The 22,724-nt window shown below is 68.7% G+C and carries 22 protein-coding genes; 19 read left to right on the plus strand and 3 right to left on the minus strand.

What is annotated here, in order from left to right; all coding sequences use genetic code 11:
- The first annotated feature begins 58 nt into the window (after nucleotides 1-58).
- From ABIE67_RS31485 to ABIE67_RS31575, 19 genes are all read left to right on the plus strand, one after another.
- Complete coding sequence (locus ABIE67_RS31485; protein ID WP_370264764.1) at nucleotides 59-1,897, plus strand: trypsin-like serine protease; 1,839 nt, start codon at nucleotides 59-61, stop codon at nucleotides 1,895-1,897.
- Between the two features lie 206 nt (nucleotides 1,898-2,103).
- A complete protein-coding gene (locus ABIE67_RS31490) occupies nucleotides 2,104-3,240 on the plus strand; it encodes an LCP family protein (protein ID WP_370264765.1) in 1,137 nt (378 codons plus the stop codon).
- A 137-nt stretch (nucleotides 3,241-3,377) separates the two neighbouring features.
- On the plus strand, nucleotides 3,378-3,599 hold the full coding sequence (rpmE, locus tag ABIE67_RS31495; RefSeq protein ID WP_093720256.1) for a 50S ribosomal protein L31: 222 nt from the start codon (nucleotides 3,378-3,380) through the stop codon (nucleotides 3,597-3,599).
- Nucleotides 3,600-3,707: 108 nt separating this feature from the next.
- The gene (gene prfA, locus ABIE67_RS31500) at nucleotides 3,708-4,784 is read left to right on the plus strand and encodes a peptide chain release factor 1 (RefSeq protein WP_370264767.1); all 1,077 of its coding nucleotides are present in this window, start codon (nucleotides 3,708-3,710) and stop codon (nucleotides 4,782-4,784) included.
- A gap of 89 nt (nucleotides 4,785-4,873) precedes the next feature.
- Nucleotides 4,874-5,713, plus strand: coding sequence for a peptide chain release factor N(5)-glutamine methyltransferase (gene prmC, locus ABIE67_RS31505; RefSeq protein WP_370269129.1), 840 nt, complete (start codon nucleotides 4,874-4,876; stop codon nucleotides 5,711-5,713).
- A gap of 61 nt (nucleotides 5,714-5,774) precedes the next feature.
- Nucleotides 5,775-6,422 (plus strand): L-threonylcarbamoyladenylate synthase, encoded by a 648-nt coding sequence (locus ABIE67_RS31510; RefSeq protein ID WP_370264768.1) that lies wholly within the window; start codon nucleotides 5,775-5,777, stop codon nucleotides 6,420-6,422.
- Nucleotides 6,419-7,099 carry a protein-tyrosine-phosphatase gene (locus ABIE67_RS31515; protein ID WP_370264769.1) on the plus strand — a complete coding sequence of 227 codons (681 nt, stop codon included), beginning with the start codon at nucleotides 6,419-6,421 and terminating at the stop codon, nucleotides 7,097-7,099. The genes ABIE67_RS31510 and ABIE67_RS31515 overlap by 4 nt, the downstream gene beginning before the upstream one ends.
- A 105-nt stretch (nucleotides 7,100-7,204) precedes the next feature.
- The gene (glyA, locus tag ABIE67_RS31520) at nucleotides 7,205-8,443 is read left to right on the plus strand and encodes a serine hydroxymethyltransferase (RefSeq protein WP_370264770.1); all 1,239 of its coding nucleotides are present in this window, start codon (nucleotides 7,205-7,207) and stop codon (nucleotides 8,441-8,443) included.
- Between the two features lie 139 nt (nucleotides 8,444-8,582).
- The gene (locus ABIE67_RS31525; RefSeq protein ID WP_370264771.1) at nucleotides 8,583-9,935 is read left to right on the plus strand and encodes an MraY family glycosyltransferase; all 1,353 of its coding nucleotides are present in this window, start codon (nucleotides 8,583-8,585) and stop codon (nucleotides 9,933-9,935) included.
- Between the two features lie 324 nt (nucleotides 9,936-10,259).
- On the plus strand, nucleotides 10,260-10,706 hold the full coding sequence (locus tag ABIE67_RS31530; protein WP_062717687.1) for a hypothetical protein: 447 nt from the start codon (nucleotides 10,260-10,262) through the stop codon (nucleotides 10,704-10,706).
- 225 nt (nucleotides 10,707-10,931) lie between these two features.
- Complete coding sequence (atpB, locus tag ABIE67_RS31535) at nucleotides 10,932-11,759, plus strand: F0F1 ATP synthase subunit A (protein WP_062717686.1); 828 nt, start codon at nucleotides 10,932-10,934, stop codon at nucleotides 11,757-11,759.
- Nucleotides 11,760-11,834: 75 nt separating this feature from the next.
- The gene (atpE, locus tag ABIE67_RS31540) at nucleotides 11,835-12,065 is read left to right on the plus strand and encodes an ATP synthase F0 subunit C (RefSeq protein ID WP_006130155.1); all 231 of its coding nucleotides are present in this window, start codon (nucleotides 11,835-11,837) and stop codon (nucleotides 12,063-12,065) included.
- A gap of 41 nt (nucleotides 12,066-12,106) precedes the next feature.
- Nucleotides 12,107-12,649, plus strand: coding sequence for a F0F1 ATP synthase subunit B (locus tag ABIE67_RS31545; RefSeq protein ID WP_370264773.1), 543 nt, complete (start codon nucleotides 12,107-12,109; stop codon nucleotides 12,647-12,649).
- On the plus strand, nucleotides 12,646-13,461 hold the full coding sequence (locus ABIE67_RS31550; RefSeq protein WP_370264774.1) for a F0F1 ATP synthase subunit delta: 816 nt from the start codon (nucleotides 12,646-12,648) through the stop codon (nucleotides 13,459-13,461). The genes ABIE67_RS31545 and ABIE67_RS31550 overlap by 4 nt, the downstream gene beginning before the upstream one ends.
- Before the next feature lie 139 nt (nucleotides 13,462-13,600).
- On the plus strand, nucleotides 13,601-15,202 hold the full coding sequence (gene atpA / locus ABIE67_RS31555; RefSeq protein ID WP_370264775.1) for a F0F1 ATP synthase subunit alpha: 1,602 nt from the start codon (nucleotides 13,601-13,603) through the stop codon (nucleotides 15,200-15,202).
- Nucleotides 15,203-15,223: 21 nt separating this feature from the next.
- Complete coding sequence (locus tag ABIE67_RS31560) at nucleotides 15,224-16,141, plus strand: F0F1 ATP synthase subunit gamma (RefSeq protein WP_370264777.1); 918 nt, start codon at nucleotides 15,224-15,226, stop codon at nucleotides 16,139-16,141.
- Nucleotides 16,141-17,577: a F0F1 ATP synthase subunit beta gene (gene atpD / locus ABIE67_RS31565; protein WP_370264778.1), complete on the plus strand. Its 1,437-nt coding sequence runs from the start codon at nucleotides 16,141-16,143 to the stop codon at nucleotides 17,575-17,577. The genes ABIE67_RS31560 and atpD overlap by 1 nt, the downstream gene beginning before the upstream one ends.
- Before the next feature lie 130 nt (nucleotides 17,578-17,707).
- Nucleotides 17,708-18,082: a F0F1 ATP synthase subunit epsilon gene (locus ABIE67_RS31570; protein WP_030049636.1), complete on the plus strand. Its 375-nt coding sequence runs from the start codon at nucleotides 17,708-17,710 to the stop codon at nucleotides 18,080-18,082.
- 162 nt (nucleotides 18,083-18,244) lie between these two features.
- Complete coding sequence (locus ABIE67_RS31575; RefSeq protein ID WP_062717680.1) at nucleotides 18,245-18,691, plus strand: DUF2550 domain-containing protein; 447 nt, start codon at nucleotides 18,245-18,247, stop codon at nucleotides 18,689-18,691.
- 26 nt (nucleotides 18,692-18,717) lie between these two features.
- On the opposite strand, the gene ABIE67_RS31580 is transcribed toward ABIE67_RS31575, so the two are convergent.
- The 3 genes from ABIE67_RS31580 to ABIE67_RS31590 form a co-directional block, all read right to left on the minus strand.
- Nucleotides 18,718-20,544, minus strand: coding sequence for a glycosyl hydrolase family 18 protein (locus tag ABIE67_RS31580; RefSeq protein ID WP_370264779.1), 1,827 nt, complete (start codon nucleotides 20,542-20,544; stop codon nucleotides 18,718-18,720).
- Nucleotides 20,545-20,755: 211 nt separating this feature from the next.
- Complete coding sequence (locus ABIE67_RS31585; protein ID WP_370264780.1) at nucleotides 20,756-21,418, minus strand: response regulator; 663 nt, start codon at nucleotides 21,416-21,418, stop codon at nucleotides 20,756-20,758.
- Nucleotides 21,415-22,602 (minus strand): sensor histidine kinase, encoded by a 1,188-nt coding sequence (locus ABIE67_RS31590; protein WP_370264781.1) that lies wholly within the window; start codon nucleotides 22,600-22,602, stop codon nucleotides 21,415-21,417. The genes ABIE67_RS31585 and ABIE67_RS31590 overlap by 4 nt, the downstream gene beginning before the upstream one ends.
- Nucleotides 22,603-22,724 lie beyond the last annotated feature (122 nt).

Here is a 22,724-nt window from a genome sequence, read left to right on the forward strand (position 1 = left end):
ATAGGGACGGGCGTATGCGTGCGCCCCTTCCTACTCTTGTGTCTCTGGGGGGACCTTCTTGACCACCACCCTGTCCGGCAGCGGTCGTCACAGACGTCGGATACGTTTCGGGCTGCCCGTGGCCGCCGCCGGTGTCGCCGCGGCCGTCGCCGCCGCGCTGCTGACCTCGTCCGCGGGGGCCGCGACCGCGCTGCCCACGCCCACCGTGAAGCCCGCGACCAGTACGGCCTCGCTCGCCGAGCTGGAGCGGCGGGTCGCGGGTGCCGTCGCCGGTGACGACACCGCGGGGGAGACGGCGAAGAAGTCGTCGTACAGCGCGAGCACCAGCGGCTCCTCCTCCACCGCCGCCTCCGACGACTCCACCGTGAGTCCCATGGTCATCGGCGGCACGACGACCAGCATCAGCTCGGCGCCCTGGATGGCGCAGCTCTGGTACTACGACGACCAGGGCACCGCCGACGAGGCCGACGACCTCGGGTTCTTCTGCGGTGGCGCCGTCGTCGCGCCGACGAAGATCCTCACCGCCGCGCACTGCGTCAAGGGCTACGACTGGTACAACTACGGCGCCGTCGTCACCGGTACCGCCCAGCTGCCGACCACCGACGACGCCGGGAACAGCGACCTGCACGGCGGCACCGTCAGCCTGCCGTACCGGCAGTGGAACCACCCGTCGTACAACGCGACGACGATCGACAACGACATCGCCGTCATCACGCTGGCCAACCCGGTCAAGGCGACGCCGATCCGCATGACGACGTCCGGTGACACCGCCTCGTACGCCGCGGGCACGAGCGCCAAGGTCTACGGCTGGGGCCGCACCAGCTCCACCAGCCAGGACATCTCCGAGACGCTGAAGACGGCCACGCTGCCGATGCAGTCCGACAGCACCTGCACGGGCTACTACGGCAGCGAGTTCATCAAGGGCCACATGGTCTGCGCGGGCACGCCGGCCAGCGGCAGCGACAGCGGTACGACCTCCGCCTGCAACGGTGACTCCGGTGGGCCGCTCGTCGTGAACGGCCGGATCGCCGGTGTCGTCTCCTGGGGTGTCCAGGACTGCGTCGCCGAGGGTGCGTACAGCGTCTTCGCCAAGGTCACCTCCTACGTCGGCGTCGTCTACCCCCGGGTCGACGACACCAACATCAGCGGGGACCACCGGGCCGACCTGTGGCTGCGCAACGCCTCCACGAAGGCCGGGTACTCGAAGGACTCCAACGGCACCTCCTTCGCCGCGCGCGAGTCCTGGGGCGACTGGAACGGCGTCAACCTCGTCCTGCAGACCGACCTCGACCGGGACGGCTACCAGGACCTGATCTACCGGCGCAGCTCCGACGGCGACCTGTTCTGGTCGCACTACGTGCCGTCGAGCGGCAGCTGGGCCACCAAGCAGATCGCCGACAACTGGAAGACCCGCACCCGCATCGTCGTCCCGGGCGACGTGACCGGCGACTACCTGCCCGACCTGCTCTCGGTCGACTCCGGCGGCTACCTGTGGATCTACCCGGGCAAGGGCAACGGCACCTTCGGCACCCGCGTGAAGGTCGGCTCCGGCTGGAACCAGTACAACTCCCTGCGCGGCCACGGCGACTTCACCGGCGACGGCAGGACCGACCTGATCGCGCGCAGCAGCACGGGCGGCTACATCTACCTGTTCAAGGGCACCGGCAAGTCCGGTACCGGCGCCTTCGCCACCCGGGTCAAGGTGCGCACCTGGGCGACCTACAACGGCTTCGACGCCGTCGGTGATGTCACCGGCGACGGCAAGGCCGACTTCCTGGCCCGCAACTCCGCCGGCACGCTCTACCTGTACCCGGGTACCGGAAAGGCCACGAGCGAGATCTTCAGCACACCGAAGTCCGTCGGCACCGATTTCAAGCAGTACGACATCTTCGGCTGAAACCGCAGGTGAGACGGGTCCGCCCGGTATCACCGAGCACGGACCGTGCCCACCGCTCCCCGGCGGTGGGCACGGTCCGTTGTGCAACCCTTCTCCGAGTTTCCCCGTCTGACCGGACGGGGTGACGATGGTGTGGTACGGGCCAAAGGGCCACGCCTGACCCTGAAAGCAGGGGGTAACCGACCGAACGAGAACCGAGGAGCACAGTGTCCGCCGAGAGCAGGCCGGAGCCCGGCATACCGGGCGAGACCGGCACCGCAGGTACACGCCACCGAGCCAAGGGCCGCCGTCGCAAGCCGCGCGACAAGCGCAAGGGCCTGCTGATCATGGCCTGGACGGCCGCCGGGATCGTGGTCCTGGGCGGCACCGGAGCCGGGTACCTGTACTTCAAGCTCAACGGCAACCTCAAGAGCGTCGACATCGACCAGGCACTCGGCACCGAACGGCCGGAGAAGGTCGACAACGGCTCCGAGAACATCCTCGTCCTCGGCTCGGACACCCGCTCCGGCAGCAACAAGGACCTCGGCGGCGGCACCGACGACGGCAGCGCCCGCTCGGACACGGCGATGATCGTGCACGTGTACGAGGGCCACAAGAAGGCCAGCGTGGTCTCCATCCCGCGGGACACCCTCGTCGACCGCCCCCGGTGCACCGACACCAACGGCGACACGCACGACGCGGCGTCCGGCGTGATGTTCAACGAGTCGTACTCCACGGGCGGCGCGGCCTGCGCGGTGAAGACCGTCGAGTCCATCTCCGGCATCCGCATGGACCACTATCTGGAGGTCGACTTCTCCGGCTTCCAGAAGCTCATCGACGAACTCGGCGGCGTCGAGGTCACCACCACCAAGGACATCAACGACCCCGACAGCCACCTCAAGCTCAAGGCCGGCCCCCACCAGCTCACCGGCAAGCAGGCCCTGGGCCTGGTCCGTACCCGGCACGGCGTGGGCGACGGATCCGACCTCGGCCGCATCCAGCTCCAGCAGGCCTTCATCAAGGCACTGATCAACCAGATCAAGGACATCGACCTCTTCGGCAACCCCAAGAGGCTCTACGACCTGGCCGGCACCGCCACCAAGACGGTGACCACCGACTCCGACCTGGGCTCGGTCAACAAGCTCATGTCCTTCGCGGACGGCCTCAAGGGCATCAGCTCCAAGAACATGAACATGGTCACGATGCCGGTCCGGTACGACCCGGCGGACCCGAACCGCGTGATCGTGGCCGAGGCGAAGGCCAAGCAGGTGTGGACGGCCCTGAAGAACGACGAGCCGATCCCGAAGTCGGCCACCGAGGGCACGGCAAGTGGCGACGCCAAGGGCGTGGTGAGCGCTTCGTGAGCTTCAGGGAATAGATCACGGGTACCCCCGGTTTTGGGGGATGGCCCCAGTCCTGGCAGACTGGTACGTCGGCTCCGGTTCACGCTCCCGCATCCCCGCGGCGGCGACCCGGCGCCCTCCCGAAACTAGGAGACACCTTGAAGCGCGACATCCACCCCGAGTACGTCGAGACGCAGGTCAGCTGCACCTGTGGCGCGTCGTTCACCACCCGTAGCACGATCTCCAGCGGCACCATCCGTGCCGAGGTCTGCTCCGAGTGCCACCCGTTCTACACGGGCAAGCAGAAGATCCTCGACACCGGTGGCCGTGTGGCCCGCTTCGAGGCCCGCTTCGGCAAGGCTGCCGGCTCCAAGAAGTAGCGAGCCCCATTTCGCCGGTCCACGGTCGCGCCCCCTTCCAGGGCGCACCGGGACCGGCGTTTTTGGTCGCCCGCCTTCCCCCTTTCGTCCGCAGTACAGGAGCCAGAGATGTTCGAGGCCGTCGAGGAACTCGTCGGTGAGCACGCCGACCTGGAGAAGAAGCTCGCCGATCCGTCGGTCTTCGCCGACCAGGCCAACGCACGCAAGCTGAACAAGCGCTACGCCGAGCTCACCCCGATCGTCGCCACGTACCGCTCCTGGAAGCAGACCGGCGACGACATCGAGACGGCGAAGGAATTCGCCGCCGCCGACCCGGACTTCGCGGCCGAGGTCAAGGAGCTGGAGCGGACGCGCGAGGAGCTGACGGAGAAGCTGCGGCTTCTGCTCGTCCCCCGCGACCCCAGCGACGACAAGGACGTCATCCTCGAGATCAAGGCCGGCGCCGGCGGTGACGAGTCGGCGCTGTTCGCCGGCGACCTGCTGCGCATGTACCTGCGCTACGCCGAGCGCGTCGGCTGGAAGACCGAGATCATCGACTCCACCGAGTCCGAGCTGGGCGGCTACAAGGACGTCCAGGTCGCCGTGAAGACCAAGGGCGGCCAGGGCGCCACCGAGCCCGGCCAGGGCGTGTGGGCGCGGCTGAAGTACGAGGGCGGTGTGCACCGCGTGCAGCGCGTGCCGGCGACCGAGTCCCAGGGCCGCATCCACACCTCCGCCGCCGGTGTGCTGGTCACGCCGGAGGCCGAGGAGATCGACGTCGAGGTCAACCCGAACGACCTCCGTATCGACGTGTACCGGTCGTCGGGCCCGGGTGGCCAGTCCGTCAACACCACCGACTCCGCCGTGCGCATCACGCACATTCCGACCGGAGTCGTCGCTTCCTGCCAGAACGAGAAGAGCCAGCTGCAGAACAAGGAGCAGGCACTGCGTATCCTGCGCTCCAGGCTGCTCGCAGCGGCGCAGGAGGAGGCCGAGAAGGAAGCGGCCGACGCCCGCCGCAGCCAGGTCCGCACCGTCGACCGCTCCGAGAAGATCCGCACCTACAACTTCCCGGAGAATCGCATCTCGGACCACCGCGTCGGCTTCAAGGCCTACAACCTGGACCAGGTCCTGGACGGTGACCTCGACGCGGTGATCCAGGCGTGCGTCGACGCGGACTCGGCGGCCAAGCTGGCGGCCGCGTAAGGACGTCAGGGACGTACGCACGTACGAGTACGACACGGAGGACTTGCGTGCAGCAATTCATCGGGGGGCGAACCCCGAGCCCCCGCAGCGTGCTGCTCGCGGAGGTGGCCCAGGCCACCCAGCGGCTGGCCGACGCCGGCGTGCCCTCGCCGCGCAACGACGCGGAGGAGCTCGCCGCGTTCGTGCACGGCGTGAAGCGGGGCGAGCTGCACTCCGTGAAGGACTCGGACTTCGACGCCCGCTACTGGGAGGTCATCGCCCGGCGTGAGCAGCGCGAGCCGCTCCAGCACATCACCGGACGGGCCTACTTCCGCTATCTCGAACTCCAAGTCGGGCCCGGGGTGTTCGTGCCCCGCCCCGAGACGGAGTCGGTGGTCGGCTGGGCCATAGACGCCGTGCGCGCGATGGACGTCGTCGAGCCCTGCATCGTGGACCTGTGCACCGGCTCCGGCGCCATCGCGCTCGCTCTCGCCCAGGAGGTCCCGCGCTCCCGCGTGCACGCGGTGGAGCTGTCCGAGGACGCCCTGCGGTGGACGCGCAAGAACGTGGAGGGGTCCCGGGTCGACCTGCGGCAGGGCAACGCCCTGAACGCCTTCCCCGACCTCGACGGCCAGGTCGACCTGGTCATCTCCAACCCGCCCTACATCCCGCTCACCGAATGGGAGTACGTCGCTCCCGAAGCGCGGGACTACGATCCCGAACTCGCCCTGTTCTCGGGCGAGGACGGCCTCGATCTCATCCGAGGCCTGGAGCGCACCGCACACCGGCTCCTCCGGCCCGGCGGTGTCGTCGTCATCGAGCACGCCGACACCCAGGGCGGCCAGGTGCCGTGGATCTTCACCGAGGAACGGGGCTGGGCCGACGCGGCCGACCATCCCGACCTCAACAACCGCCCGAGGTTCGCGACCGCCCGCAAGGCGCTGCCGTGACCGCCCCCCGGAATCTTTCCCCGCAGTACGTGTACTTCGTGTACGAGGAGGCCCGCTAGATATGGCACGGCGATACGACACCAACGACGCGACCGACCGCACGACGGGTCTGCGTGAGGCAGCGTCCGCCGTCCGCCGTGGCGAGCTCGTGGTCCTCCCGACCGACACGGTGTACGGCATCGGCGCGGACGCGTTCACCAAGGAGGCCGTCGGCGATCTGCTGGAGGCCAAGGGGCGGGGCCGCAACATGCCCACCCCTGTGCTGATCGGCTCCCCGAACACGCTCCATGGTCTCGTCACCGACTTCTCCGAGCTGGCCTGGGAGCTGGTCGACGCGTTCTGGCCGGGCGCCCTGACGCTGGTCGCCAAGCACCAGCCGTCGCTGCAGTGGGACCTGGGGGACACCCGGGGCACGGTCGCGGTGCGGATGCCGCTGCACCCCGTCGCCATCGAGCTGCTGACGGAGGTCGGCCCGATGGCCGTGTCGTCGGCGAACCTGACGGGCCACCCCGCCCCCGAGGACTGCGACGCCGCGCAGGAGATGCTCGGCGACTCGGTCTCCGTGTACCTGGACGGCGGCCCGACCCCTGGCAACATCCCGTCCTCGATCGTCGACGTGACGCGCGAAGTGCCCCTCCTCCTGCGTGCGGGCGCGATCTCCGCGGACGAGCTGCGGAAGGTCGTACCCGACCTCGAGGTGGCCAATTGACAGCCCCTGAAGCGGGGCGTGGCATAGGCAACGGGGAACGCGCGGCGGAGATCACGACGACCTTCGTGGGACTCCCGCGCGACAGCTTCCGCATCCTCCACGTCAGCACCGGCAACGTGTGCCGCTCGCCGATCACCGAGCGGCTGACGCGTCATTTCGTGGCGCAGCGCCTCGGTGTGCTCGGCGGCGGGCTGATCGTGGAGAGCGCGGGTACCTGGGGCCACGAGGGCGCGCCCATGGAATCCAACGCGGAGACGGTCCTCGCCGACTTCGGCGCGGACGCCACCGACTTCGTCGGCCGCGAACTCCTCGACGAACACGTCATCCGGGCCGACCTGGTCCTGACCGCCACCCGCGACCACCGCGCCCAGGTCATCTCCATGGGCCATTCCGCGGGCCTGCGCACCTTCACCCTCAAGGAGTTCACCCGCCTGGTGAAGGCCATAGACCCCGCGACGCTCCCGCCCCTGGAGGAAGGCGTGGTCTTCCGCGCGCGTGCCCTGGTGCGTGCGGCGGCGGCTCTACGCGGGTGGCTGCTGGCGCCGACGGCGGAGGCGGACGAGGTGTATGACCCGTACGGGGCGCCGTTGACGTTTTTCCGGTCGGTGGGGGACGAGATACATGAGGCGCTGGATCCGGTGGTGACGGCGTTGACGGGGGTTCCCGCGCGGGCGTGACCTGGGATGCGGCCGGGCGGCCGGGTGGGGGCAACGCCGGGCGGGTCTGACGTCCGCGGCCTACATTGGACGTACGTCATCGTCGACGCACGCCCGGAGCCCATCATGTCGGTCACCCATACCCTCGAGGCCGATGTCCTGCGCCGTCAGGACCCTCAGCTCGCCGACATCCTGCTCGGGGAGCTCGATCGGCAGTCGACGACGCTTCAGCTCATCGCCGCCGAGAACTTCACCTCGCCCGCCGTGCTGGCGGCGCTCGGGTCGCCGCTCGCCAACAAGTACGCGGAGGGGTACCCGGGCGCCCGGTACCACGGTGGCTGCGAGATGGTCGACGTCGCCGAGCGGCTGGCCGTGGAGCGGGCCAAGGCGCTCTTCGGGGCCGAGCACGCCAATGTGCAGTCGCACTCCGGGTCGTCGGCCGTCCTCGCCGCGTACGCCGCCCTGCTGCGGCCCGGCGACACCGTGCTGGCCCTGGGGCTGCCGTACGGAGGACACCTGACGCACGGTTCGCCCGCCAACTTCTCCGGGCGCTGGTTCGACTTCGTGGGGTACGGGGTCGACGCGGAGACCGGGCTCATCGACTACGACCAGGTGCGGACGCTCGCCCGCAACCATCGGCCCAAGGCGATCGTGTGCGGGTCCATCGCCTATCCGCGCCACATCGACTACGCCTTCTTCCGGGACATCGCCGACGAGATGGGCGCGTATCTCATCGCCGACGCCGCCCACCCGATGGGGCTCGTCGCCGGGGGAGCGGCGCCGAATCCGGTGCCGTACGCCGATGTGGTGTGCGCCACTACGCACAAGGTGCTGCGGGGGCCGCGCGGCGGCATGATCCTGTGCGGCCCGGACCTCGCCGAGCGGATCGACCGCGCCGTCTTCCCCTTCACCCAGGGTGGCGCCCAGATGCACACCATCGCCGCCAAGGCCGTCGCGTTCGGCGAGGCGGCAACACCGGCCTTCGCCGCGTACGCCCATCAGGTGGTCGCCAACGCGCGGATCCTGGCGGCCGGCCTGGCCGCGGAGGGGCTCGTCGTCACCACGGGCGGGACCGACACCCACCTCATCACCGCCGACCCGGCACCGCTCGGCGTCGACGGCCGGGACGCACGCGGCCGGCTCGCCGCGGCCGGCATGGTGCTGGACTGCTGCGCGCTGCCCCACGGCGACGCCCGTGGCCTGCGTCTCGGCACGGCCGCCGTGACCACCCAGGGCATGGGGGAGGAGGAGATGGCGTGGCTCGCCGCGTTGCTGGCGGGGGTGCTGAGAGGGGAGACCGAGAGCCCGAAGGCCCGTGAAGAAGTGCGGGAGCTGGCCGGTAGATTTCCGCCGTATCCCGGCTGAGGCGGGGTAGACGCACCTGCGACACAGCCACGCGTGCAACCATCGTCGCTACCCGAAAGTCCCCACACATATGCGTCGCGTATGTGTCCGTCGCTAGGGTGTGGGGCTGAGATGGCCAGCGAGACCTGTGGGGAAGCCCGTGCGTGAATACCTGCTGACGCTCTGCATCACGGCCGCGGTGACGTATCTGCTGACAGGGCCGGTACGTAAGTTCGCGATCGTGGCCGGAGCGATGCCGGAGATCCGGGCACGTGACGTGCACCGGGAGCCTACTCCGCGACTCGGCGGTATCGCCATGTTCTTCGGCCTGTGCGCGGGGCTGCTGGTCGCCGACCACCTCACCAACCTCAGCGCGGTCTTCGAGAAGTCCAACGAACCGCGGGCGCTGCTCTCCGGAGCGGCGCTCATCTGGCTGATCGGCGTCCTGGACGACAAGTTCGAGATCGACGCCCTGATCAAGCTGGGCGGCCAGATGATCGCCGCCGGCGTCATGGTCATGCAGGGTCTGACGATCCTGTGGCTGCCCATCCCGGGCTTCGGCTCGGTCGCCCTCACCCAGTGGCAGGGCACCCTGCTGACGGTCGCCCTGGTCGTCATCACCATCAACGCGGTCAACTTCGTCGACGGCCTGGACGGCCTCGCGGCGGGCATGGTGTGCATCGCGTCGGCCGCGTTCTTCCTCTACGCCTACCGCGTCTGGGTGTCGTACGGCATCGAGGCGGCCGCCCCGGCCACCCTGTTCGCGGCGATCCTGATGGGCATGTGCCTGGGTTTCCTGCCGCACAACATGCACCCGGCGCGGATCTTCATGGGCGACTCCGGCTCGATGCTGATCGGCCTGGTCCTCGCCGCGGGCGCCATCTCCATCACCGGTCAGGTCGACCCGGACGCGCTGAAGCTGTTCGCCGGCTCCGAGAAGGAGGCCGTGCACCAGACGGTGCCCGTCTACATCCCGCTGTTGCTGCCCCTGACGATCATCGCGATCCCGGCCGCCGACCTGGTGCTGGCGATCGTCCGCCGTACCTGGCGCGGCCAGTCGCCGTTCGCCGCCGACCGCGGACATCTGCACCACCGTCTGCTGGAGATCGGCCACTCACACAGCCGCGCGGTGTTGATCATGTACTTCTGGTCGGCGCTGATCGCCTTCGGCGCGCTCGCCTACTCCGTGAACTCGGCGTCCATGTGGATCGTCCTGAGCGTGGTGTTCCTCAGCGCCATCGGCCTGGCCCTGCTGCTGCTCCCGCGCTTCACGCCGCGCGCCCCCCGCTGGGCCGAGGCCTTCGTGCCGCCGCGCTACCGCCGCCGCGGCGCTGTCGCCGAACCCGCGGCCACCACGCCGCAGACCGCTGCCGCCGGGGCCCCGGCCGACGCCCGGCCCGAGGAGGAGCCGCGCACTCCGGTCGCCGCCGGAGTCGCGGGGGTCAACGGGGCGACCGCCATCGGCGGCCGTTCGCGCTTCCTGGACCGACGGAAAGCCGGGACGTCCCGCTGACGGTCAAGCGCCTGGGTAAGAGCGCGGCCAAGGTAAGAATCTGACTAGAGCATTGCCAAACCATGGGGGAACGAAGCGCCCCAATACCAGACAAGTGGGCGCCGATTCTGCACAGACGCGCAGTGTCACTCTCATGTGTGACACCGGGCACACGCTCCAGGTAAAGACCTCATCAAATAGTTTGTGATACGGTTCACGAGAACCCCCGGATAGAGCCGAAGGGCCGCAGTGCGACGGTCCACCGGCGTGAGGTTCTCTCTCCACCCGGGACTACGCTCGTCCATGACGACACCCTGCCCCCACCGTGAAAGCGGAGTTGCCGCCATGCCGTCCAATGACGCCCGGATCCTGCTCCAGGCCGCTGTGCCCACAGCCGCCGTCGGCGCTGTCGCAGCCGTCGTCAGTGGTGTGGTCGCCGGCGGCAAGGGAGCGATCGGGGCCGTCGTCGCGACGGTGGTCGTGATCCTCTTCATGGGAATCGGCCTCTACGTTCTGCAGCGCACTGCCAAATCGCTTCCGCACCTGTTCCAGGCGATGGGTCTGATGTTGTACGCGGCACAGATCCTGCTGCTGTTCATCTTCATGGCCGCGTTCAAGAACACGACGCTGTTCAACCCGCGAGCCTTCGCGGTCACGTTGCTCGTCGGCACGCTCGTGTGGATCGCCATGCAGACGCGCGCCCACATGAAGGCCAAGATCCTCTACGTTGAACCCGATTCGGGCACTCCCTCGAAGGGTGACAAGCCCGAAAAGACGGGGCACTCGTCGTGAGAGGTAGGGGCGGGATAAGGGCGCTCGAGAAGTCCTGCTATCGTCCGGTGCCAACTGCGGCATCGCGGGCGCGGGCATCTGAGCTGACGCCTGCTCAATCGCGAGGCGAGATGCCCCCCAGCCGCCCCCACATCCGTAACACCAGTCCCGTGCCGAACCGCGGCTGCGCGCCGCGCCGACACAACGAGGTTGCCGTACCTATGCGCCACGCTGAAGGAGCCCGCGGTGAGTGCTGACCCGACGCAGGTGCTCGCCTTCGACACCAACTGCCACCTCTTCGACGGGTGTGGCTTCGCCGATGTGTCCCCGGGCCTGCACTCGTTCATGTTCCAGCCCCTGTGGGGTGACGGCGACAGCAACGTGTACTTCAACAAGACGATGCTGCTGGCGCTGCTCGGCTCGATCATCATCGTGGGCTTCTTCTGGGCCGCCTTCCGCAGGCCGCAGGTGGTCCCGGGCAAGCTCCAGATGGTCGCCGAGGCGGGCTACGACTTCATCCGGCGCGGTGTCGTCTACGAGACCATCGGCAAGAAGGAAGGCGAGAAGTACGTACCGCTCGTCGTCTCGCTCTTCTTCTTCGTCTGGATGCTGAACCTCTGGTCGATCATCCCGATCGCCCAGTTCCCGGTCACCTCGATCATCTCGTACCCGCTGGTCCTGGCGCTGATCGTCTACATCCTGTGGGTGTCCCTGACGTTCAAGCGGCACGGCTTCGTCGGCTTCTGGAAGAACGTCACCGGCTACGACAAGTCGCTCGGCGCGGTGCTTCCGCTGGCCATGCTGATCGAGCTCTTCTCGAACCTGCTGATCCGGCCCTTCACGCACGCCGTGCGACTCTTCGCGAACATGTTCGCGGGTCACACCCTGCTGCTGCTGTTCACGATCGCCAGCTGGTACATGCTGAACGGCTTCGGCATCGCCTACGCCGGTGTCTCGTTCGTGATGGTCATCGTGATGACCGCCTTCGAGCTGTTCATCCAGGCCCTGCAGGCGTACGTGTTCGTCCTGCTGACCTGCACGTACATTCAGGGCGCTCTCGCCGAGCACCACTGAGCCACCGCCCTCCACACTCCACAGATCGTCCGGTGGCCAACCCCCACCGGTCCGTAAAGAAAAGGAAGAACTGGCATGTCTGCGACCCTTGCTGCTGTCGAAGGCTCCCTCGGCTCCATCGGTTACGGCCTCGCCGCGATCGGCCCGGGCGTCGGCGTCGGCATCATCTTCGGTAACGGCACCCAGGCTCTCGCCCGCCAGCCCGAGGCGGCCGGCCTGATCCGCGCCAACCAGATCCTCGGCTTCGCCTTCTGTGAGGCGCTCGCCCTGATCGGTCTGGTCATGCCGTTCGTCTACGGCTACTGATCAGCGAAACCAGTCCAGCCGACTAGACGAAAGGCACTCACATGAGCCAGCTGCTCATCGCGGCGAGCGAGGGGGAGAACCCTCTCGTCCCGCCGATCCCTGAGCTTGTCATCGGCCTGCTCGCCTTCGTCATCGTCTTCGGCTTCCTCGCCAAGAAGCTCCTCCCGAACATCAACAAGGTTCTGGAAGAGCGCCGCGAGGCCATCGAGGGCGGTATCGAGAAGGCCGAGGCCGCCCAGACCGAGGCCCAGAGCGTGCTCGAGCAGTACAAGGCTCAGCTCGCCGAGGCCCGGCACGAGGCCGCGCGTCTGCGCCAGGAGGCGCAGGAGCAGGGCGCCACGCTCATCGCCGAGATGCGCGCGGAAGGCCAGCGGCAGCGCGAGGAGATCGTCGCCGCCGGTCACGCCCAGATCGAGGCCGACCGCAAGGCCGCCGCGTCCGCGCTGCGCCAGGACGTCGGCAAGCTCGCCACCGAACTGGCCGGCAAGCTCGTCGGCGAGTCCCTGGAGGACCACGCCCGGCAGAGCCGTGTCATCGACCGCTTCCTCGAGGACCTTGAGGAGAAGGCCGAGGCAGCGCGATGAACGGAGCGAGCCGCGAGGCCCTGGCAGCCGCACGTGAGCGTCTCGACGCGCTGACGGACAACACGTCCGTCGACGCGGCCAAGCTCGCCGACGAGCTGGCCGCCGTCACCGCGCTGCTCGACCGCGAGGTGTCGCTGCGTCGGGTCCTCACCGACCCGGCGCAGGCCGGTGAGGCCAAGGCCGAGCTGGCCCAGCGCCTGCTCGGCGGCCAGGTCGGCGGCGAGGCCACCGATCTGCTGGCCGGCATGGTGCGTTCCCGCTGGTCGCAGTCCCGCGACCTGGTGGACGCGCTGGAGGAGCTGGCGAACACCGCCGACCTCACCGCGGCGCAGCGCACGGGCAAGCTCGACGACGTCGAGGACGAGCTGTTCCGGTTCGGCCGGATCGTCTTCTCGAGCACCGAGCTGCGCGCCGCGCTGACCAACCGCGCCGCAACGGCGTCGGCCAAGGGCGAGCTGCTGCGCACCCTGCTCGGCGGCCGGGCCAAGGCGACCACCGAGCGTCTGGTGACGCGTCTTGTGACCGCGCCGCGTGGACGTAGCCTGGAGTCGGGACTGGAGTCCCTGTCCAAGCTCGCCGCCGAGCGCCGGGACCGCATGGTGGCCATCGTCACCTCGGCGGTGCCGCTGAGCGACCCGCAGAGGCAGCGCCTGGGCGCCGCCCTCGCGAAGCTCTACGGCCGCCAGATGCACCTCAACCTGGACGTGGACCCCGAGGTCGTCGGCGGAATCCGGGTGCAGGTCGGTGACGAGGTCATCAACGGCTCCCTCGCGGACCGCATCGAGGACGCCGGCCGCCGACTGGCGAGCTAGCAGCAACTTCATAGCAAGAGCAGTACGTACTTACGACGGCCCATGTTGGGCCGTGCAGAGGATTCACCTCTTTTATGGGGGGAGTCCCCATCCCCCCAAAGTGAAACTTCGGGCCCAACAAGGAGAGCAGGGAACCCAGATGGCGGAGCTCACGATCCGGCCGGAGGAGATCCGGGACGCGCTGGAGAACTTCGTCCAGTCGTACAAGCCGGACGCGGCCTCGCGCGAGGAGGTCGGTACGGTCACCCTTGCCGGCGACGGCATCGCGAAGGTCGAGGGCCTGCCCTCGGCCATGGCCAACGAACTGCTGAAGTTCGAGGACGGCACCCTCGGACTCGCGCTCAACCTGGAAGAGCGCGAGATCGGCGCCGTCATCCTCGGTGAGTTCAGCGGCGTCGAGGAGGGTCAGCCGGTCTCCCGTACCGGTGAGGTCCTCTCCGTGGCGGTCGGCGAGGGCTACCTCGGCCGCGTCGTCGACCCGCTCGGCAACCCGATTGACGGCCTCGGCGAGATCGAGACGTCCGGCCGCCGCGCCCTCGAGCTTCAGGCTCCGGGCGTCATGGCCCGTAAGTCGGTGCACGAGCCGATGGAGACCGGCTACAAGGCCGTCGACGCGATGACCCCGATCGGCCGTGGTCAGCGTCAGCTGATCATCGGTGACCGCCAGACCGGCAAGACCGCCCTGGCCGTCGACACGATCATCAACCAGCGTGACAACTGGCGCACCGGCGACCCGAACAAGCAGGTCCGCTGCATCTACGTCGCCATCGGCCAGAAGGGCTCGACGATCGCGTCGGTCCGCCGCGCGCTGGAGGAGAACGGCGCGCTGGAGTACACGACCATCGTCGCCGCCCCGGCGTCCGACCCGGCCGGCTTCAAGTACCTGGCGCCGTACACCGGTTCGGCCATCGGCCAGCAGTGGATGTACGAGGGCAAGCACGTCCTCATCATCTTCGACGACCTCTCGAAGCAGGCCGACGCCTACCGCGCCGTCTCCCTGCTGCTGCGCCGCCCGCCGGGCCGTGAGGCCTACCCGGGTGACGTCTTCTACCTGCACTCCCGTCTGCTGGAGCGCTGCGCGAAGCTCTCCGACGACATGGGCGCCGGTTCGATGACGGGTCTGCCGATCGTCGAGACCAAGGCCAACGACGTCTCGGCGTTCATCCCGACCAACGTCATCTCCATCACCGACGGCCAGTGCTTCCTGGAGTCGGACCTGTTCAACGCCGGTCAGCGCCCCGCGCTGAACGTCGGTATCTCCGTCTCCCGAGTCGGTGGTTCCGCGCAGCACAAGGCGATGAAGCAGGTCTCCGGTCGTCTCCGTCTGGACCTGGCCCAGTACCGCGAGCTGGAGGCGTTCGCCGCCTTCGGTTCCGACCTGGACGCCGCGTCGAAGGCGCAGCTGGAGCGTGGTTCGCGTCTGGTCGAGCTGCTCAAGCAGGCTCAGTACCAGCCGATGGCCACCGAGGACCAGGTCGTCTCGGTCTGGGGTGCCACCACCGGCAAGATGGACGACGTTCCGGTCAACGACATCCGCCGCTTCGAGAAGGAGCTCCTCGAGTACCTGCACCGCAAGGAGCAGGGCCTCATGACCTCCATCAAGGAGGGCGGCAAGATGTCGGACGACACCCTCAGCGCTGTTGCCGACGCGATCGCCGACTTCAAGAAGCAGTTCGAGACCTCGGACGGCAAGCTGCTCGGCGAAGAGGCCGGTCCGAAGGCGACCAGCGCCTCCAAGTGACGTAAGGAAGGGACCTGACTCATGGGAGCCCAGCTCCGGGTCTACAAGCGTCGCATCCGATCCGTCACCGCGACCAAGAAGATCACCAAGGCGATGGAGATGATCGCCGCCTCGCGCGTCGTCAAGGCGCAGCGCAAGGTGGCGGCCTCCACGCCGTACGCGACCGAGCTCACCCGCGCGGTCACGGCGGTCGGTACCGGCTCGAACACCAAGCACCCGCTGACCACGCAGGCCGAGACGGTCACGCGGTCCGCGGTGCTGCTCCTGACGAGCGACCGGGGTCTCGCCGGCGCCTTCAACTCGAACGCCATCAAGATCGCGGAGCAGCTGACCGCGCGACTGGAGCGCGAGGGCCAGGAGGTCGACATCTACATCGTCGGCCGCCGTGGTGTCGCCCACTACAACTTCCGTGAGCGCAAGATCGCGGATTCGTGGAGCGGCTTCACGGACGAGCCGTCGTACGCGGACGCCAAGAAGGTCGCGGCGCCGCTGATCGAGGCGATCGAGAAGGACACGGCCGAGGGCGGCGTGGACGAACTCCACATCGTCTTCACCGAGTTCGTCTCGATGATGACGCAGACGGCCCTTGACGACCGTCTGCTGCCGCTCAGCCTCGATGAGGTCGCCAAGGAGGCCGCGCCCTCGGGCGAGATCCTCCCGCTGTTCGACTTCGAGCCCTCGGCGGAGGACGTCCTCGACGCCCTGCTGCCGCGCTACGTGGAGAGCCGTATCTACAACGCGCTGCTCCAGTCGGCCGCCTCCAAGCACGCCGCCACGCGGCGCGCGATGAAGTCGGCCACCGACAACGCGGGAGAGCTCATCGAGACGCTCTCGCGGCTTGCCAACGCGGCCCGCCAGGCCGAAATCACCCAGGAAATCAGCGAGATCGTCGGTGGCTCCGCAGCCCTGGCCGACGCGACCGCGGGGAGTGACAGGTAATGACGACGACAGTTGAGACGGCCGTTGCCACGGGCCGCGTCGCCCGGGTCATCGGCCCGGTCGTCGACGTGGAATTCCCCGTCGACGCCATGCCGGAGATCTACAACGCCCTTCACGTCGAGGTGGCCGACCCGGCCCAGGAGGGCGCGAAGAAGACGCTGACCCTGGAGGTCGCCCAGCACCTGGGTGACGGCCTGGTCCGCACGATCTCGATGCAGCCCACCGACGGTCTGGTCCGCCAGGCTCCGGTCACCGACACCGGTGCCTCCATCACGGTGCCCGTCGGTGACTTCACCAAGGGCAAGGTGTTCAACACCCTCGGTGAGGTGCTGAACGTCGACGAGCAGTACGAGGGCGAGCGCTGGGGCATCCACCGCAAGGCCCCGAACTTCGACGAGCTCGAGTCGAAGACCGAGATGTTCGAGACCGGCGTCAAGGTCATCGACCTTCTCACCCCGTACGTCAAGGGTGGAAAGATCGGTCTGTTCGGCGGTGCCGGCGTCGGCAAGACGGTGCTCATCCAGGAGATGATCTACCGCGTCGCCAACAACCACGACGGTGTCTCCGTGTTCGCCGGTGTCGGTGAGCGCACCCGTGAGGGCAACGACCTCATCGAGGAGATGGCCGACTCGGGCGTCATCGACAAGACCGCCCTGGTCTTCGGTCAGATGGACGAGCCCCCGGGCACCCGTCTGCGCGTCGCGCTGGCCGGCCTCACCATGGCCGAGTACTTCCGTGACGTCCAGAAGCAGGACGTGCTGTTCTTCATCGACAACATCTTCCGCTTCACGCAGGCCGGTTCCGAGGTCTCGACCCTGCTCGGCCGTATGCCCTCCGCGGTGGGCTACCAGCCGAACCTGGCCGACGAGATGGGTCTCCTCCAGGAGCGCATCACCTCGACCCGTGGTCACTCGATCACCTCGATGCAGGCGATCTACGTCCCCGCGGACGACCTGACCGACCCGGCCCCGGCCACCACCTTCGCCCACCTCGACGCGACGACGGTTCTGTCCCGTCCGATCTCGGAGAAGGGCATCTACCCGGCCGTGGACCCGCTGGACTCCACGTCCCGGATCCTGGACCCGCGCTACATCGCGGCGGACCACTACAACACCGCCATGCGTGTCAAGGGCATCCTGCAGAAGTACAAGGACCTCCAGGACATCATCGCCATCCTCGGCATCGACGAGCTCGGCGAGGAGGACAAGCTGGTCGTCCAGCGTGCCCGCCGTGTCGAGCGCTTCCTGTCCCAGAACACCCACGTCGCCAAGCAGTTCACCGGCGTGGACGGTTCGGACGTGCCGCTGGACGAGTCGATCACCGCGTTCAACGCGATCATCGACGGTGAGTTCGACCACTTCCCGGAGCAGGCGTTCTTCCTGTGCGGTGGTATCGAGGACCTGAAGAAGAACGCGAAGGAGCTGGGCGTCTCCTGACGCACCGGTCTTCGTGAGCCATTGAGCTCTTGATGAGGGGGCGGGGGTTCGTCCCGCCCCCTCTCTCACGCCTACTAGACTTGTAACCAACACCCGGCAGAACCGCCGGGTGGTGACCCGAGGAGCCACCTTGGCTGCTGAGCTGCACGTCGCGCTGGTCGCCGCCGACCGTGAGGTCTGGTCGGGCCAGGCCACCCTGGTCGTCGCGCGCACCACGTCCGGCGACATCGGCGTCATGCCCGGTCACCAGCCGCTGCTCGGTGTGCTGGAGTCGGGCCCGGTGACCATCCGTACGAGTGAAGGTGGAACCGTCATCGCCGCGGTGCACGGCGGTTTCATCTCCTTCGCGGACGACAAGCTGTCGCTGCTGGCCGAGATCGCCGAGCTGTCGGACGAGATCGATGTCCAGCGCGCGGAGCGGGCACTCGAGCGCGCGAAGGGGGACGACGACGCGTCCGCCGAGCGTCGCGCGGAGGTCCGCCTGCGGGCGGCGACGGCGCGCTGACCCCCAGGGGCACCTCCCTGGCCGTCTAGGCTCTGGGGGAGCGCACGCGATGACGTCACTCAGCCGCGGCTGGGACCGGAGCAATCCGGTGCCGGTCGCGGCTGAGGCAGATATGGAAGTTTTTTCCGTTCCGTTACCTAGGAGACGAGGAGGTCGGTGCCGATGGTCCTCGCTCTGACTGTGTGCGGAATCGTCGTCGCCCTCGTGGTGCTGGGATTGTTCGTCTTCGGCCTGCGCCGCAGACTCATCCAGCGCTCGGGCGGCACCTTCGACTGTTCCCTGCGCTGGGACGTGCCGGAGAAACCCGACACCAACGGCAAAGGCTGGAGCTACGGCGTCGCCCGCTACAACGGCGACCGCATCGAGTGGTACCGCGTCTTCTCCTACGCCTACCGCCCGCGCCGCATCCTGGAGCGCTCCGCCATCGAGGTGGCCGGCCGCCGGGTCCCCGACGGCGAGGAGGAGCTGGCGCTGCTCTCCGACGCGGTGATCCTCACCTGTCTGCACCGGGGCACGCGCCTCGAGCTCGCCATGAGCGAAGACGCGCTGACCGGTTTTCTCGCGTGGCTTGAGGCAGCCCCGCCCGGTCAGCGCGTCAATGTCGCCTAGTACGTCTGTGTCGCTGGGTACGTCTGTCAGTTGAGCCCGTTGTTGATGGCGGTCACCAGCTCACCGTTGCCGGTGTCGCCGCTGAACTCCCAGAAGAACGCGCCGCCCAGGCCCTGGTTCTTGGCCCAGGTCATCTTCCCGGCGATCGTCGACGGGGTGTCGTAGGACCACCAGTTCGTGCCGCAGTGCGCGTACGCCGTGCCGGCGATGGTGCCGTTGGCCGGGCAGGAGTTCTTCAGGACCTTGTAGTCCTCGATGCCCGCCTCGTAGGTGCCGGGAGCCGCGCCGGTCGCCGAGCCGCCGGGGGCGGACTGGGTGACGCCGGTCCAGCCGCGGCCGTAGAAGCCGATGCCGAGCAGCAGCTTCTTGGACGGCACGCCCTTGGACTTGAGCTTGGCGATGGCGTCGGCGGAGTTGAAGCCCGCCTGCGGGATGCCGGGGTACGACGTGAGCGGGGAGTGCGGCGCGGTCGGGCCCTGCGCGTTGAAGGCGCCGAAGTAGTCGTACGTCATCACGTTGTACCAGTCGAGGTACTGGGCGGCGCCGCCGTAGTCGGCCGCGTCGATCTTGCCGCCGGAGGAGCCGTCGGCGGTGATGGCCGCGGTGACGAGGTAGTTCGGGCCGAACTCCGTGCGCAGCGCCGACATCAAGGTCCTGAACGCTGCCGGCCCCGAGGTGTCGCAGGTCAGGCCGCAGGCGTTCGGGTACTCCCAGTCGATGTCGATGCCGTCGAAGACATCGGCCCAGCGCGGGTCCTCCACGACGGCCTTGCAGGACTTGGCGAACGCGGCCGCGTTGGCGGCGGCCTGGCCGAAGCCGCCGGAGTAGGTCCAGCCGCCGAAGGAGTACAGCACCTTGATGTGCGGGTACTTGGCCTTCAGCTGGCGCAGCTGGTTGAAGTTGCCGCGCAGCGGCTGGTCCCAGGTGTCGGCGGTGCCGCTGACGGACTGGTCGGCCGTGTAGGCCTTGTCGTAGGCGGCGTAGGTGTCGTCGACGGTGCACTGGCCGTTCTTGACGTTGCCGAACGCGTAGTTGATGTGCGTGATCTTCGAGGCGGAGCCGGAGGTCACCAGGTTCTTGACGTGGTAGTTGCGGCCGTAGACGCCCCACTCGGTGAAGTAGCCGAGCTTGACCTTGTCACCCGTGGGCGGCGGATCGGTGGTGCCGCCGGTGGTGCGCACCGCGCGGGCGCCGCTGACCGGGCCGGTCTGGTCGGCGGTGTCGCGGGCCTGGACGCTGTAGGAGTAGTCGGTGCCGGCGGTGAGGCCGGTGTCGGTGTACGACGTGGTCGTCACGGTGGCGACCTTGGCGCCGTCGCGCAGGACGTCGTAGTTCTTGATGCCCTTGTCGTCCGTGGCGGCGCTCCAGGACAGCTTCACCGAGGTGTTGGTGATGTCGGAGACGCTGGGGGTGCCGGGGGCGCTGGGTGCGTTGTCGCCGGGTTCGGTGGTGCCGCCGTCACAACCGCCGCCGTTCAGCTTGCAGTTGCTCGGGGATCCGGTGCCGGCGCCGTTGAAGCCGAAGCTGACGGAGGCGCCGGGGGCGAGCGTGCCGTTCCAGGACTTGTTCTTCGCCGTCCAGTGGGTGCCGGAGGAGGTGACGTCGGCGTCCCAGGCGGAGGTGACGGACGTACCGGAGGGGAAGTCCCACTCGACCGTCCAGGAGCTGAGTGAGGTGGTGCCGGTGTTCTTCACCGTCCACTTGCCCTCGAAGCCGGAGCCCCAGTCCTGGGACTTGACGTAGGTGGCGGTGGCGGATGCCGCGGCCTCGGCGGGGCTCGCGAGGCCGACCAGACCGGCCAGCGGGAGCAACAGGGTCGCGAACCCTGCCGCGGCTCTGTGTCTGAAGCGCATGCTGCGCCTCCTTGTCTGATTTTGCGGGGCGCCTGAGCCGGTGTCGAGGGCGCGACCGTGCTCAGCCCTTCGGGCCTCCGCGCGCTCGCGCCCTCGACACCGACGCGCCCCTTGGGGTGGGGAGTTGGGGGCGTGACTGAGCCTTCACGCCCACGGTGCCGCGAGAATAGAAAGGTCTGGACCACAGGTCAATAGGTCTGGACCACTCTCGTTACGGTCGGGTCCCGAACCGCTGGATCCCCAACTCCTGTGCCAGTACGGCCGCTTGCACCCGGCTGCGCAGTTCGAGCTTCCCCAGCAGACGGCTGACGTGGGTCTTCACCGTCGCCTCGGCCATGTCGAGCCGAGCCGCGATGTCGGCGTTGGACAGGCCCTCGCCGAGACAGGACAGCACCTCGCGCTCGCGCCGGGTGAGGGCGTCGAGGACGGACGGGTCGGCCGTCGGCTCCCGTACGGGCTTCGCGGCGAACTCGGCGATCAGACGCCGGGTGACGGCCGGGGCGATGAGGCCCTCGCCGCGCGCCACCGTGCGTACCGCTGCCAGCAGGTCCTTGGCCTCGGTGTTCTTGAGCAGGAAACCGGACGCGCCCGCCCGCAGCGCCCCGAACACATACTCGTCGAGGTCGAAGGTGGTCAGCACGAGGACGTCGGCCAGCCGCTCGCCGACCACCTGCCGTGTCGCCGAGACCCCGTCCAGGCGTGGCATCTGTACGTCCATCAGCACCAGGTCCGGCCGCAGTGCGCGCGCCATGGCCACCGCCTGCTCGCCGTCCGCCGCCTCGCCGACCACCTCGATGTCGGGCGCGCTGCGCAGGATGAGGACGAGCCCGGCGCGGACGGCGGACTGGTCCTCGGCGACCAGGACGCGGATCATTCTCTGTCTCCTTCGGTCACGGGAAGCGTGGCGCGTACGACCCAGATCTTGCCGTCCGCGGAGTCCGGGTCGTCGACGGGACCGGCCTCGAACGCGCCGCCCAGCAGCTCGACCCGCTCCCGCATCCCGACCAGCCCGGCTCCGGAGCCGGGCGCGCGGGGCCCGTCACGGTCGCCGAAAGGGCTGGTCACGGTGACGGTGAGGGAGCCGTCCCGCTGAGCGAGGGCGACCGTGACCCGGCCGGGGGAGGCGTGCTTGAGGGCGTTGGTCAGGGCCTCCTGGACGATGCGGTAGGCGGCGAGTTCGACCGGGGTGGGGACGCCGCAGGGTTCCGCATCGAGGTGGACGTCGAGGCCGTTGGTGCGGGCGCCCTCGACCAGTGCGTCGAGGCCCTCGAGCGTGGGTGCGGCGACCGGCTCGGTGTCGCCGCTGGAGTCACGCAGGATGCCGATGAGCCGGCGCATCTCGGCGAGCCCTTCGACGCTGTTCTCACGGATGACCGAGAGGGCCTCCTGGGAGGTCTTCGGGTCGTCGAGGGAGAGCGCGGCCGTGGAGTGGATGGCGATGGCGGAGAGATGGTTGGCGACCATGTCGTGCAACTCGCGTGCCATGCGGGCGCGTTCCGAGGTGACGGCCTGCGTGCGGTCCATCTCGGCCAGCAGCGCGGTCTGTTCGGCGCGCAGCCGGGCGGCCTCGGCGGCGTCCCGGTGGTTGCGGACGATCCAGCCGGTGGCGGCGGGCGCGTACGCCACGACACCGACGACCACACCGATCAGCAGCGCCTCCGGGACGCGCCACACCGCGAACGGCACCAGCGTTCCGGCCACCGTGAGCAGACCGGTGATCCACTGGATACGGCGGGCCGAGGCGAGCGGACCGTACAGCACGGCCGCGTAGATGATGTCGGTGAACATCAGGACCGTGGCCAGGTTGCCCTGGGTGAAGACGTCCGCGCAGATCGCGGGCGTGCCGATCAGCAGGGCCGCGCGGGGGGCCGACCGGCGCAGCAGCTCGCAGCCGGCCATCACGGTGAGCGGCACCAGGATCGGCCAGGGGCCGTCGAAGAGCGTGATCGGGTCCTTGGCGGTCCGCGTGCCCAGCCCGATGCCCACCAGCAACAGGCCGCCGAGCAGCCCGCCGACGGCGATGTACACGTCGAAGCGGTGCGGGCGGGGGAGGGCCATGACTCCATCCAACACGCTGCCCGCGGCCCACGCCTGATGCGGGAGGAGGGTCCTGGACTGCATCTTTCGATGTACGGCGGTTTCGTCACCGCCGACGACGAAAGGGGCCGCGGCCGCCGGGA

The organism is Streptomyces sp. V4I8 (assembly GCF_041261225.1).
In the GTDB taxonomy this organism is placed as follows: Bacteria; Actinomycetota; Actinomycetes; order Streptomycetales; family Streptomycetaceae; genus Streptomyces.

Bases quoted from the DNA above. Each gene is read 5' to 3' on its own strand.
- prfA (WP_370264767.1), top strand. From the start codon at position 3,708: ATGTTCGAGGCCGTCGAGGAACTCGTCGGTGAGCACGCCGACCTGGAG.
- ABIE67_RS31550 (WP_370264774.1), top strand. From the start codon at position 12,646: ATGAACGGAGCGAGCCGCGAGGCCCTGGCAGCCGCACGTGAGCGTCTC.
- atpE (WP_006130155.1), top strand. From the start codon at position 11,835: ATGTCTGCGACCCTTGCTGCTGTCGAAGGCTCCCTCGGCTCCATCGGT.
- ABIE67_RS31580 (WP_370264779.1), bottom strand. From the start codon at position 20,544: ATGCGCTTCAGACACAGAGCCGCGGCAGGGTTCGCGACCCTGTTGCTC.
- ABIE67_RS31545 (WP_370264773.1), top strand. From the start codon at position 12,107: ATGAGCCAGCTGCTCATCGCGGCGAGCGAGGGGGAGAACCCTCTCGTC.
- ABIE67_RS31585 (WP_370264780.1), bottom strand. From the start codon at position 21,418: ATGATCCGCGTCCTGGTCGCCGAGGACCAGTCCGCCGTCCGCGCCGGG.
- ABIE67_RS31510 (WP_370264768.1), top strand. From the start codon at position 5,775: ATGGCACGGCGATACGACACCAACGACGCGACCGACCGCACGACGGGT.
- atpD (WP_370264778.1), top strand. From the start codon at position 16,141: ATGACGACGACAGTTGAGACGGCCGTTGCCACGGGCCGCGTCGCCCGG.
- atpA (WP_370264775.1), top strand. From the start codon at position 13,601: ATGGCGGAGCTCACGATCCGGCCGGAGGAGATCCGGGACGCGCTGGAG.
- glyA (WP_370264770.1), top strand. From the start codon at position 7,205: ATGTCGGTCACCCATACCCTCGAGGCCGATGTCCTGCGCCGTCAGGAC.
- ABIE67_RS31530 (WP_062717687.1), top strand. From the start codon at position 10,260: ATGCCGTCCAATGACGCCCGGATCCTGCTCCAGGCCGCTGTGCCCACA.
- ABIE67_RS31560 (WP_370264777.1), top strand. From the start codon at position 15,224: ATGGGAGCCCAGCTCCGGGTCTACAAGCGTCGCATCCGATCCGTCACC.
- ABIE67_RS31575 (WP_062717680.1), top strand. From the start codon at position 18,245: ATGGTCCTCGCTCTGACTGTGTGCGGAATCGTCGTCGCCCTCGTGGTG.
- ABIE67_RS31590 (WP_370264781.1), bottom strand. From the start codon at position 22,602: ATGGCCCTCCCCCGCCCGCACCGCTTCGACGTGTACATCGCCGTCGGC.